This window comes from Verrucomicrobiia bacterium, from assembly GCA_019634625.1.
In the GTDB taxonomy this organism is placed as follows: domain Bacteria; phylum Verrucomicrobiota; class Verrucomicrobiia; order Limisphaerales; family CAIMTB01; genus CAIMTB01.
In genome coordinates, this window is the sequence record JAHCBA010000011.1 from 1 (window position 1) to 12,235 (window position 12,235).

Here is a 12,235-nt window from a genome sequence, read left to right on the forward strand (position 1 = left end):
GTGTTGGGGAGGGGCGGGTGAAAATGGACGGAATGATCGTGCATATGCACGAAGTTTGAGTTGGTGGAGAGGAGGGGACGTGTGGGAGTTGGAGTTGGGGTTGATGAGAGGCAGGGGCGCGGTGTGGGGAGGGGGTGGGTGAAAATGGACGGAATTATCGTGCATATGCACGAAGTTTGCGTTGGTGAGGTTGAGGCCGTGGAGGAGGGCGGAGAGGAGGCTACAGGAGCAGGGCGGTGAGGCCGCCGAGGAGGGCGGTGAGCCAGAGGAGGGCGACGGCCCGGGGGCGGGAGAGTCCGGCGCGGACGAGGCGGTGGGAGAGGTGGTTGGTGTCCCCGATCCAGGGAGGGCGTCCGGCGCGGAGCCGGATCCAGACGACGCTGGCGAGATCCACGAGGGGGACGATGAGGACGAGGAGCGGGCTGAGGACGGCCCAGGGGTTGGGACGTTCGGGCGAATGGAAGGTGGGGAGGATGGCAAGGACGGCGAGGAGGAAGCCGGTGACGTGGCTGCCGGCATCGCCAAGGAAGGCGGAGGCACGGGGAAAGTTCCAGGGGAGGAAACCGAGCAGGGCGCCGGCGACGAGGAGGGCGATGGCGGCGACGAGGTATTGTCCCTGGCGAACGGCGGCGAGGGCGAAGAAGGCGGCGGCGATGGCCCCGATGCCGGCGCAGAGGCCGTTCATGTTGTCGAGGAAGTTGAGGGCATTGGTGATGCCGACGATCCAGAGGACGGTGACGAGGTAGCTGAAGGCGACGCTGGGGACGAAGAGGGTGACGCGGATGCCGGCGGCGGCGACGAGGAGGGCGATGAGGATCTGGGCGGAGAACTTGGGGAGGGGGCCGAGTTCATGGCGGTCATCGAGCCAGCCGAGGAGGGTCATGGCGAGGAGACCGAGGAGGATGGCCCCGAGCTGCCAGCGACGGGCGCCGAACCCGTAGTTGAGACGTTCGATGTCGTCGGGACCGAGTCCGGGGAGGGGGGTGCCGGCGGCGGCGAGGAGGAGGAGGGCAGCGGCCAGGAGGAGGGGCAGGAGGATGCCGGTCATGACGGCGAGTCCCCCGGCGAGGGGGATGGGTTCGCCGTGGATCTTGCGGGCGCCGGGATCGTCCACGTGTCCGGCGCGGAGGCACCAGCGTCGCCAGGCGGGGAGGGTGAGGCAGGAGGCGAGGAAGGCGCCGAGGAGGGAGGCCAGGTAGAGGGAGAAGGGGAAGGTCACGGCTGGCCGGGGAGGAGACGGAGGTAGAGGGCGTGGAGATCGTCGATCATCCGCTCGACGGGGAATACGTCGCGGACCAGGTCGCGTCCCTGGCGTCCGAGGGTGGCACGGTGATCGGGGTCGCTGGCGAGCCGGCGGATGGCGGCGCGGAGGAGGTCGAGGCGTCCGGGGGGAACAAGGTGGCCGGTCTGGTTGGGGAGACAGACTTCGGGGGCGCCGTCGCAGTCGTAGGCGACCACGGGGCGGCCGGCGGCGAGGGCCTGGGGGAGGGCGCGGGCGAGGCCCTCGCGGAGGGACAGGTGGACGAGAATGTCCATGACGCCGAGGAGAGCGGGGATCTGGGAGGGGGGAACGAGGCCGGTGAAGATGAAGTAGGGGGCAAGACCGAGGCGGTCGATGGCGGTTTGGAGACGGGCGCGGTGGGAACCGTCGCCGACGAGCAGGAAGCGGAGGCGCGGGATTTCGCGGATCAGATCCGGGGCGGCGGCGATGAGGTCGTCGTGGCCCTTGAGGGCGAAGAGGCGGGCGATTTTTCCGACGACGAAGTGATCGGGGTCAAGGCCGAGGCGGGCGCGGAGAGCGGGGTCGGGTTGGGCGGAGAGGAAGGGTTGGAGATCGAAGCCGCTGACGATGCGGGTGTATTGGGAGGGGATGCCGATACCGGCGGCGAGGTACTGGCGCGTCATGGCGTCGGCGACGGTGACGAAGTGGGTGGTAAGGCGGCCGGCGAGGCGTTCGGCGGCGCGGAGGAGGAGGTTGGGGATGCGGCCCTGGAAGGGTCCGAAGGAGGGGCCGTGGAGGGTGTGGACGACGACGGGGACGCGGGCGAGGCGGGAGGCGAGCCGGCCGAGGAAGCCGGCCTTGCCGCTGTGGGTATGGACGATGTGGGGCTGGGTGGAACGGAAGTGGCGGGCGAGGGCGAGGAGGGCGATGGGATCGAGGACGGGATGGATGGGGCGGACGAGGGAGGGAAGGACGGTGAGGAGATTGGGGACGGCTTGGGCGGCGGGTTCGAGGGAACCTTCGGGGCCGGAGGTGGGTCCGGAGAGGAGGCGGGCGTCCAGGCCGTGGCGGGTGCGGAGGCCGAGGACGGAAGCGAGGGTGTTTTCCTGGGCGCCTCCGATGATCAGGCGGGTGATGAGGTGGAGGACGCGCATGGGTACGGGGACCTGGCGACGTCCGGGCGTGGGGTCCGGGAATTGGGACCGGGTGTTGGGGGGGGGTGTGGGGGAGGAGGGAGGGAGGGAGGGGGATCAGCCGTTGGGGAGGCGACCGGCGGCGATGTCGTTGAGGCGGTCCTGGGCGGTACGGGCCTCAGGGGAACCGGGGATGGCGTTTTCGAGGAACTGCCGGTAATGGCGGCGGGCGCTGGTGGCATTGCCGCGTTGGAAGTCGATTTCGCCGAGGTGATAGAAGATGGCATTCATGCGCGGGGCGAGTTCGAGGAGGCGGCGGTAATCGGCTTCGGCGTCGTCGAGGCGTTGGAGCCGGGAATTGGCGAGGGCACGATTGACGAGGGCGGGGAAGAAGCCGGGTTGGATTTCGAGGGCGCGGTCGAGGGTTTGGATGGCTTCGGGGAGGGCGCCGATGTGCATCTGGATGGCGCTCTTGGTGATGAGAGGGCGGGGATCGCCGGGGGTGGCGGCGACGAGGCGTTCGGCGGCCGCGAGGGCGGCGTTGGTCATATTGGCCGAGATATAGATATCGTTGAGGGTGCGGAGGGCGTCGAGGCGTTCGGGGAACCGGCTTTGGGCTTCGAGGAGGATGCGTTCGGCCTCGGGGAGGTCGCCCTGATGGAAGCGGGCCCAGGCTTCGAGGCTGGCGAGGTCGGTGGCATGGGCGGAATGGATGTCGGAGAACTGGGTACGGATGCCGGCGACGATGCGCAGGACCTCATCGTAGAGGCCGCACTGGAGGGTGGCGCTGGCGAGCCAGAGGCGGGTTTCGATGTTGCCGGGTTGGAGGGTGGCGGCGCGGGCGAACTGGCGGGCGGCCTGGCGGTGGAGATTGCCATCCGAGAAGGTGCGGCCCTGGCGGAAGCGGAAGGACGGTTCGTCCACCGGACCGCAGACCCGCAGGAAGAGGCCGATGTCGCCGCGGAACCGGTCGAGCTGGGCGGAGACATCCTTGTCGAGGATCAGGGCATCCCGTTTGCCTTCGCGAAGCTGCTCGTTGTAGGCGGCATTGATGAGGGCGGCGGTGTTGTCCTCGCTGAGTTCGATGGCAGCGGCGAAGAAGCGGGCGGCTTCCTGGAGCTGTCCGGTTTCCTGGAGGGTGACGCCCCAGGTGTTGAAGGCGCGGGACCAGTGGGAGGCGACGCGGGCGGCGTCGGTGACGCGGTGCCGTTTCAGGCGGGCGATGAGGGGTTCGTCCACGAGGCGTTCACGGATGCGGGTCCAGGCGGCGTGGGTGGCCTCGAAGGAGTCGTCGGGGAGGCGGGGGAGGACGTAGGTATTGGTGGGCTGGGGATCGAGGACGAAGACGGTGCCGGCGGGGACCTGGTGGAAGGGCTCGAAGTAGTACCCGAAGCTTGGGTGCAGGTAGTAGATTCGGTGGACTTGGGAGAGGACGACGAGCTGGCGGAGGAGGGCGATGTCGGGGAGGGGATCGGAGAGTTCCTCGAGGACGAGGGCGGGCCAGCGGTCTCCGAGGGTTTGTTCGAGGCGGCGGTGGTAAACCTGCCAGCGCGAGGCGTCGGTACTGAGGAAGATGGGCGGGGTTGGGCGTGGGGACTGACGGGACAGGCCGGTGGCAAGGAGGAGGAGGGTGGGATCGTCGCTGAGGATGGCCTGGGATCGGCCGTCGGGTTCCGCGGGGGGGAGGAGGGATTCGGCGAGTTCGCGGGTCAAGGGCCCATTCTGGCCGCGGATGGCGGGGAGGTTGTGGAAGACGAGGCCGGCGGCGGCGGCGAGGGCGGCGAGGGCGGCGAAGCCGCCGACCATCTGGTTGAGGGCCTGCATACCATCGGAGGCGCGTTTGAGTTTGCGGTCGGGCTCCTGGGCGAAGATGAGGATGACGTAGCCGACGAGGTAACCGATGGCGAGGGCGGTGAGGAGATAGAAGCGGAGGAAGGCGACGGGCAGGCCGGTGCCGAGGGCGCGGGGGCTGAAGGGCGGGTCGAACATGACCCAGGCACAGAAGACGAGGAACGTTGCGTGGATGAGGCGGAAGAAGAAATTGGTCAGGGCTGTTCCGGCGGCGCTGAGATCGCCGAAGGTGGAGGGCCAGCGGATGCCGATGAAGACGATGGGGACGATGGAGGTGACACAGCAGAACAGGAGAATCCAGCGGGGGAAGGCGAGGATGAGATTGCGCTGGATGCTGAGGGAGGTGCGGAGGATTTCGAACAGGGAGGCGTCGGCCTGGCCGGAGACTTTCAGGGCGATGGGTTCGACGAGGTAGAGGAGGAGGCCGGCGAGGCCGGCGGCGGTGGTACGGGTGAGGAACCGGCCGTCGAAGAAGGCGATGCCCTTGGCCCAGACGATGGCGGCGACGAAGAGCGGGCAGAAGGCGATCAGGCCCCAGTCGTTGGCGACGCCGGCGCCGAAGGCGAAGGAGAGCCAGGCGAGGTAGCGGTCCTCCTGGAGGACGCGGAAGCGGAGGAAGCAGTAGATGCAGAAGGCGAAGAGGAAGAGGTTGACCATTTCGCCGGTAAACGCGGTGGCATGTTCCCAGAAGGTCAATTGGGCGCCGAGGAGGATGGCGGCGGCGACCGGAGGGACCCAGGCAATGGGGACCGAGAGGAAGCTGAAGTCGCTTCGTTCGCGCTGGCGCTGGTCGCGGGTGCGGTCGTGGGGGAGGAGGGCGACGCATTTGGCGAAGAGCCCGAGGGTGCCGGCGGCGAGGAGGGCGGCGAGGAGGTTGAGGGCGGTGGGCAGCCAGGCGTCCGGCAGTCCGCGCAGGGGCAAGGTCAGCAGGAGAGTGACGGGAGGCAGGCGGTAGGTACTCCAGTCCCAGCCGGCGATTTTGCCGACGATGGGCACGCTTTCGAGGCTGACCCAGGGGTGGAGGGTGATCCAGAAGACGGCCAGTCCTGCTGCGGCGATGAGCCAGGGAAGGGCGAAATGAATGAATCGGGAATGTTGCCGGGCGGGCATAGGCGACGGAGGGGGGAGTTTGGGGAGGGCCTTCGCGCGTTGGCAAGAAGGCGTTCGGCCGGGGACGGGGGAAATCGTGAAAGGCCTAACGGCTCAGATCGAGGAAGTTTCGGAGGAGAGTGAGACCGATCTCCTGGCTTTTCTCCGGGTGAAACTGGGTGGCGAACAGGCGTCCGCGCCAGATGGCCGAAGCGAAGCGTTCGCCGTAATCGGTCCAGCAGGCCACCACGGACGGATCGGCTGGGCGGGGGAAGTAGCCATGGACGAAATAGGCGTGGCTGCCGTCGGGGATGCCGCGGAACAGGGGGCAGTCGGCGCGGGCGAAGTGGAGCCGGTTCCAGCCGATCTGGGGGATTTTGAGGTCGGGGGTGGGGGTGAAGCGGACGACGGGACCGGGTAGGATGCCGAGGCCGGGTTCAGTGGAGGCGAACTCCTCGCTGCGATTGAAGAGGGCCTGGTATCCCACGCAGATGCCGAGGAAGGGCCGGTCGGCGGCGATGAAGTCCTTCAGGACGGTGAGGAAACCCTGGGCCTGGAGGGCGCGGAGACAGTCGTCGAAGGCGCCCACGCCGGGGAGGACGGCGGCGCGGGCGTCGGCCAGTTCGTCGCCGTGCCGGACGATGCGGACCTCGGCGCCGACCTGAAGGAGGGCCTTATGGACACTGCGGAGATTGCCCGAGCCGTAGTCGATCAACGCAAGCACGGCGCGAGAGTGGGGCGTGCCGGGCGCCTGAGCAATCCGGGAGCGCCTCGCGGGCGTGCTGGGAGGGTGACGGTCAGGTAAAGAAGCGGATGGTGAAGGGGTATTGGAAGGTCTCGCCGTTGCTGACCTTGATGGAGGCGACGATGGCGAGGATGAGGGCGGCCAGGCTGACGACGAAGGCGCAGAACAGGAAGAGGAAGCCGACGAGGATGAACAGGGTGGCGGCGCCGAGGAGGCCGAGTCCCCAGGAATAGATGAGGGCGGAGAGTTGGAAGTTGAGGGCTTCCTTGCCGTTGGCGTCGATGGTCGGGTGGTCGTTGCGTTTGACGAGCCAGAACACCAGCGGGCCGACGACGGCGCCGAAGGACGGGATGAGGAGTCCGGTGAGTGCGGCGAGGTGACAGAGCATGCTCCAGAGTCGCACCTCCTTTTCGGGCAGGGCTGGCGTGGTGATGGGGGTCATGGGGGGCGAGGGGGCGGACGGATGGGGCGGATCGGGCGGATCGGGCGGCGGGGGGGGTGAGGTGGGGTTCATGGCGGGGGAATTGATCTGTCAGGCACCACCCGCCCAGGCCGGTTTTTGTTTCAGGTGGAAGAGCATTTCTCCGGCGCGGGGGACGAGGAGCACGCCTTCTTCTTCGCGATTGCGGAAGTCCTCGGGCTGGAGGGAGGCGGGGTCGCGATAGCCGAGGTTGATGCGGCGGCAGGTTTCGGGGGGGATGGCGGTGGCGAGGGTGACGCGGGCGCGAGGGGTTTCGATGCCCTCGTGGTAGGTGCCGAGGCCGTGGACATGGCAGCTATGGGCGAGGACGCCCCAGGGGTAGTCGCGGAAGCGGTTCCATTGCTGGAGAAAATAATCGCGACAGTGGTAGCCGATTTCGAGGAGGAGCCGGCCGTGGGTGGCGGAGATTTCGCGGATGTGGGGGGCGTAGATGATCAATTCGCCGCCATCGGCGAGGACCGGTTCGAGCTTGTACATGCATTTCCCTCCGGTCCACAGCTCGTCGTACATGGTCGGGGCGCAGGAGAGGATGGTGTGGAAGGGGCGGTCCCGGTAGGTGATGTGAACGTCGCGGGAGAGGTCGCTGGCGGCGGCCCAGGCCTCCTCCGGGGTTCCGGCGAAGAGGCCGGCGAGGGAGCGGTCGGGGCGGACCACGAGGCAGAAGCAGGTTTTGGGGAGGGGAACCATGGCCCCGGCGCGATCGACCACCTGCCGGACCGGGGTGCGGGCCTGGCCGATGATCATCGGGTTGGTCACCACGGCGCCGAGCCAATGGAAGAAATTGAGGATTTCGGGGCCGGCGACGCCAGGGAAGAGGTACTTGTTGCCGCCGGAGAAGCCGACGACTTCGTGGGGGAACACCGGGCCGACGATGAGGATGTGGTCGTAGTCGAAGAGCCGCCGGTTGACCCGGACCGGGACATCCATGGCGAACCGGCCACCGGTCAGGTGCTCGATTTCAGCCGCGGGAATGGTCCCGAGGGTCTGGAGGGCGGCGTCGTTGTCCCATTCGTGGTTGAAGAAACGGACGTTGCGGTACCGGGATTGGCGTTCGGCTTCGGAGAGATCGAGGCGCTGGCAGATGGCGGGTTCGGACAGGGGTTGATGGGTGCCGAGTGCGATCATGACATCCAGGGCGGCGCAGGCGTCCCCGAGGTGGTCGTGAAGGGCCCGAAAAAGGAGACCAATCGGGGCGGTCCGGGTGAGGTCCGGGACGATCAGCAGCAGGCGCCGTCCGCGGAAGGTGTCGAGGGGACAGGCGCGGGCGACGCAGGCGGCGACCTCGGCGGGAGAGACCGGGCGATCGGGGTGGGCGATGCCGTGGGGTGCGGACATGGGGGGAGCGTAGCGGGCCACGGCTGGCGGGGCGAGCCGATGGACGGAAGGGACGGAAGGGACGGAAGGGACTGAGGGGGGGGTTAATCCAGGACCGAGGCGACGGCGGATCGGAGGGCGGCGATGGTTTGGGCGCAGGCGGGGTCGTTATCGAGCTGGTTCAGGGGAGCATTGAAGGGCTCGGCGCGGACGGGTCCGTCGTAGCCCATGGTGAGGAGGGCGCGGAGGAAGCCGCGGACGGGGATGACGCCGGTGGCGGCGGGGAGTTCGCGGCGGTTGTCCTGTTGTTCGGCGAGGGGGATGCCGGCGGGGGCATCGTTGAGATCGACGGCGACGACATCGGCATTGCGGACGGCGGCGAGGTCTTCGGGGGATTCGCCGGCGGTCCACCAGTGCCAGGAGTCGAGGATGAGGCCGGTCCCGGGAACATCGATGGCGGCGAGGAGTTCGCGGGTTTGGGAGAGGTTGTGGACGAACGGGAACTGGAAGCGGGCGCGAAGGCTTGGGGTGCCGACGTATTCGAGGCCGAAGCGGAGACCGTGGTCGGCGAGGATCCGGGAGACGGCCCGGAGCCGGGAGGCATGGAGATGGAGGTTTTCGGCGTAGGGACGGTCGTTGCTGCCCGGCGAGATCCAGGTGCCGATACGGGTGGCCCCGGCGCGTTGAAGGGCGGCGGCGACGGGGGGCAGGCGGTCGAGATCACGCCGGAAGGTTTCCTCGTCGCGCCGGTATTCGACGGGAAGGCCGGCGGAGCCCCAGCGGAGGCCGAGTGCCTGGAGGGTTTCGATCGCCCGGGCGAGACCGTCCTGGTCCTGGCGGGCGAGGAAGGCGCCGTCGGGCTGAACGGATTCGAAGCCGTGGGCATGGGCGAGGCGAAGGAGGGCGAGGGGTTCGGCGGAAACGCCGATGGCGCCGGGGGTGAGATCGAGGGTGAAGCGTCGGCGGGGCAGGGTGGCGGCGAGGGAGAGGCGGTGGAGGGTGGCCAGGGACGCGGTGGCGAGTGAGAGTTGGGTGAGGAACCGGCGTCGGGGGAGCGCATTCATGGCGGCGGGAGGGTGCGGGGCCGAGAGGCGGCCTCAGGCTTCAGGTTCAGGTCTCAGGTTTCAGGTCTCAGGTTTCAGGTTTCAGGTTTCAGGTTTCAGGTTTCAGGTCTCAGGTTTCAAAGTGGCTGAACAGTCCTGGGTGGGGCATCGGGCCAGGTGAAGCGGAAGGTGGTGCCGACGCCCTCTTCGGAGGCCACATGGATCTGGCCGCCGCGGCGCTCGACGATGCGTTTGACGAGGGCGAGGCCGACGCCGGTTCCGGGGCGGTCGGGGAGGAGTTCGAGGCGCTGGAAGAGGCCGAAGATCTTCTCATGAAAGCGGGCGGGGATCCCGGGGCCGTTGTCGGAAACGCTGAACTCCCAGGCGGGGCCGACGCGGCGGGAGGTGACCTGGATGCGGCCTTCGGGTTTGTCGAGGAACTTGATGGCGTTGTCGAAGAGGTTGAGGAAGATCTGATGGAGCTGGTGGGGGACACCGGAGACGGTGGGGAGGGGTTCGGGGGTGCGGATGGTGAAGTTGGGGGGTGGATCGAGGAGCTTGGAGAGTTCCGCGACGAGGCGGTTAAGATCGACGAGCGACTCCGGGCCGAGGCCGCGTCCGACGCGGCTGTAGGCAAGGATGCCGTCGATCAGGGCGTGGAGTTTGCGGACGCGGCCCTGGAGTTTGCCGATGAGGAGGCGGCCATCGTCGCCGAGGCGTTCCGCGTGGTCTTCGCTGAGGAGTTCGGCGAGGCGGGCCACGCCGCGGAGGGGGGCTTTCAGGTCGTGGGTGACGGCGTACACGAGGTCAGTGAGCTCGCGGTTGGCCTGTTGGAGGGCTTCGGTGCGGCCATGGACCAACTCCTCGAGTTGTTCCTGGGCCTGGCGGAGGACTTCGTCGGCCTGGCGTTGGAGGGTGATGTCCTCGGTGACGCCGACGCTGGTGGCGATGCGGCCTTCGGGGGTCCAGGAGTGGGCGATGCGGGTTCGGACCCAGCGGACATCGGTTCCGGGGGAATTGACGCGGAACTCGGAGGTGAACTCGCGGGTGCCGTGCTGGGCGCTCTGCCACTGGGTGAGAACGCGGTCGCGGTCTTCAGGGTGGACCATCTGCCACCAGACGCCCTGGGGTTGGGGCACGTGGAGGAGGTCGGCGAGGGTGCGCCAGCGGCGGTTGGCATAGCGGAGGCGGCCGGCGGCGTCGGTGATGAAGACGCCGCAGGGGGCGTGCTGGCTGAGGAGGTGGAGGAGAGCATCGCTTTCGCGGAGGCTCTCGGCCTCTTTGTGGCGTTCGGTCAGGTCGGTGAAGACGGCATGGACTCCGCCACGGTGATCGCCTTCGAGGATGGGGGTGCCGGCGGTTTCGACGGGGATCTGGCGGCCATCCGAGGCGAGGAGGAACAAGCGGGTTCGGCCTCCGGCGACCTGGCGGCAGGCGGACTGCATCCAGGCCTGGCAGGCCGCGTGGTCGTGGGGATGGACGATATCGAAGAGGCTGACGCCCTGGAGCGGGGCGTCCGCGGGTGCGATCAGGGTGCGGAGGGCGCGATTGGCGAACACGACCCGGCCCTTGGAATCGAGGATGGCGACGCGGTCGGGCGCGGTTTCGTAGAGGTCGAGGAAGGCCTCGGCACCGGAGGTGGGCGGTGCCGTGGCGGGGGGCGGGGCTTGGGGCGACGTCAAGGGGTGGTGTTGGCTCAAGGCGTGGGACGCCAGGCGGTTGGGTCAACGCGGCGCGAGGCGGAAAGCCGGGGCTCAGAACGAGAAGCCGTAGGCACCGGAGAGGAGGTGGACATCCACCTCGTAGCGGCCGAGGAAGCCGGGGTTCTGGTTGCTGGCGATGCGGCGATCCGCATAGAACACCCGGGAGTAGGCCAGCCCGAGGCGGTGGCGTCCATGCCGATATCCCACTCCGGCGGCGATGGCGTGCTGGTTGGCGTCGGGGATTTCGGGGGAGAAGGTGTGATCGGGTACGGGGCTTTCGAAGAACTGGTAGCTGGCCTGGAGGCGCCAGCCGGAGCCGAGGTCCCAGGTGCCGGCGACGCCGACGGTGAGGGTATCGCGCCAGTCCTGACGGATTTCGGGCGCGAGGAGTCCGGCGAAGGGGCCGAGGGCGGCGGCGGGAACGCCGATGGGCAGGGTGTCGAAGCGGGAGAATTCGAGCCATTCGAGGTTGGCTTCGACGCGGAAGGCGTCGGTGATCTGCCATCCGTAGCCGACGGCGAGGATGGTGGGGAAACGGATGCGGCTGGCGAAGGGGGCACCGAGGGCGCCGCCGGGCACGCCGGGCACGCCGGTGGCCAGGAGGTTGCCGTCGTAGTTGACGTTGAGGGGGGTGCGCAGGGTGGCGGCGAGGCGGTGGTTGGGGACGAACTCCCAGGTGACGCCAAAGTTGGCGCCGATGCCCGTGCCGGAGCCGTCGAGGCGCAGGTCGCCATCGGGGAGTCCGGGGATGCCGGTGAGGAGCCCGAGCGGCATGAAGCGGCGGAGGGACAGTTCGGAGTACATCACATCGAGGCCGAAGCCGAGATGGAGGCCGTCGGCGGCGCGGACGGCGAGGGAGGGATTGAAATTGAAGCTGCTCAACTCGACGTAGCGGGCGGCGGTGTAGCGCAGGGCGTCGCCTTCGCCCCAGTCGATGGAGAGGCCGTAGGGGACGCTGACGCCGAAGCCAAGGGCGACGCGGTCATCGACGAGGGGTCCGCCGGCGAAGAAATGGGGGAGGAGTTTCCATGGGTCCTCGGTACGGGCGGAGGCGCCGGCGGGGGAGGTGTAGCGAACGGAATGGTGGACGAAGGTGGGTTCGGCGGAGGCTTCCCAGCGCTGCAGTTCGAGGAGATTGGCCGGGTTGTGAAAGACTGCGGAGGCGTCGTCGATGAAGGCGATGCGGCCGCCGGTGGCGGCGAGACCGGCGGTGCCGGTGGTGGGGCTGCGGAAGCCTTCGGCGTGAGTGCCGACGGTGCCGACGGTGCCGACGGTGGCGGCGAGGGTGGCGGTCAGGACGGAGAGGCTCCCGCGGGCGGCGGCGCGAGGGTATTTCGCGGAGACGATGCAACTCGACACCCCGAGGCTTCCGTGGGCGGCGGCGCAAGGGGATGGGAGCCTGGGGTCTGGGAGAGGTGCGGGGGACGAGACAGGGGACGGGAGGGGATGGGAGTGCATGACTTTCTGAATTCTTATGCCCGCGGGGGGATGGAGGAAGCAAGCGGCGTCTATGATGAGGGTTCTTCAAAAATACTCTCACCGGAGTTTTGCTTTCCTACGAAGGGATGGTGTAGGAACGCCGCATGCGCCGAAGCGAGTTGTTCCGGGGCGAAGAAGCGGCGCGGGCAACCGGGGGTGCGCCTTAGTCACGCCC

General features: G+C 68.4%; 9 protein-coding genes. All 9 read right to left on the reverse strand.

Features of this window, described 5'->3' with window-relative positions; all coding sequences use genetic code 11:
• Positions 1-220 precede the first annotated feature (220 nt).
• Entirely contained in the window at positions 221-1,219 is a 999-nt protein-coding gene (locus KF833_08525) for an undecaprenyl/decaprenyl-phosphate alpha-N-acetylglucosaminyl 1-phosphate transferase (GenBank protein MBX3745343.1), read from the reverse strand.
• Positions 1,216-2,376 carry a glycosyltransferase family 4 protein gene (locus tag KF833_08530; GenBank protein MBX3745344.1) on the reverse strand — a complete coding sequence of 387 codons (1,161 nt, stop codon included), beginning with the start codon at positions 2,374-2,376 and terminating at the stop codon, positions 1,216-1,218. Before KF833_08530 ends, KF833_08525 begins: the two co-directional genes overlap by 4 nt.
• A gap of 96 nt (positions 2,377-2,472) precedes the next feature.
• Positions 2,473-5,316: a hypothetical protein gene (locus KF833_08535; protein MBX3745345.1), complete on the reverse strand. Its 2,844-nt coding sequence runs from the start codon at positions 5,314-5,316 to the stop codon at positions 2,473-2,475.
• Between the two features lie 85 nt (positions 5,317-5,401).
• A complete protein-coding gene (gene hisH, locus KF833_08540) occupies positions 5,402-6,019 on the reverse strand; it encodes an imidazole glycerol phosphate synthase subunit HisH (GenBank protein MBX3745346.1) in 618 nt (205 codons plus the stop codon).
• 73 nt (positions 6,020-6,092) lie between these two features.
• Positions 6,093-6,482 (reverse strand): DUF4870 domain-containing protein, encoded by a 390-nt coding sequence (locus KF833_08545; GenBank protein ID MBX3745347.1) that lies wholly within the window; start codon positions 6,480-6,482, stop codon positions 6,093-6,095.
• Between the two features lie 90 nt (positions 6,483-6,572).
• Positions 6,573-7,856: a DUF2088 domain-containing protein gene (locus KF833_08550; protein ID MBX3745348.1), complete on the reverse strand. Its 1,284-nt coding sequence runs from the start codon at positions 7,854-7,856 to the stop codon at positions 6,573-6,575.
• Positions 7,857-7,939: 83 nt separating this feature from the next.
• Positions 7,940-8,899, reverse strand: coding sequence for a sugar phosphate isomerase/epimerase (locus KF833_08555; protein MBX3745349.1), 960 nt, complete (start codon positions 8,897-8,899; stop codon positions 7,940-7,942).
• Between the two features lie 116 nt (positions 8,900-9,015).
• Positions 9,016-10,560 (reverse strand): PAS domain-containing protein, encoded by a 1,545-nt coding sequence (locus KF833_08560; protein MBX3745350.1) that lies wholly within the window; start codon positions 10,558-10,560, stop codon positions 9,016-9,018.
• Between the two features lie 72 nt (positions 10,561-10,632).
• Positions 10,633-11,940: an outer membrane protein transport protein gene (locus KF833_08565; protein ID MBX3745351.1), complete on the reverse strand. Its 1,308-nt coding sequence runs from the start codon at positions 11,938-11,940 to the stop codon at positions 10,633-10,635.
• Positions 11,941-12,235: the final 295 nt, after the last annotated feature.

Coding starts and splice junctions, on each gene's coding strand:
- KF833_08530 (MBX3745344.1), bottom strand. CDS start 2,376: ATGCGCGTCCTCCACCTCATCACCCGCCTGATCATCGGAGGCGCCCAG.
- KF833_08535 (MBX3745345.1), bottom strand. CDS start 5,316: ATGCCCGCCCGGCAACATTCCCGATTCATTCATTTCGCCCTTCCCTGG.
- KF833_08545 (MBX3745347.1), bottom strand. CDS start 6,482: ATGACCCCCATCACCACGCCAGCCCTGCCCGAAAAGGAGGTGCGACTC.
- KF833_08550 (MBX3745348.1), bottom strand. CDS start 7,856: ATGTCCGCACCCCACGGCATCGCCCACCCCGATCGCCCGGTCTCTCCC.
- KF833_08555 (MBX3745349.1), bottom strand. CDS start 8,899: ATGAATGCGCTCCCCCGACGCCGGTTCCTCACCCAACTCTCACTCGCC.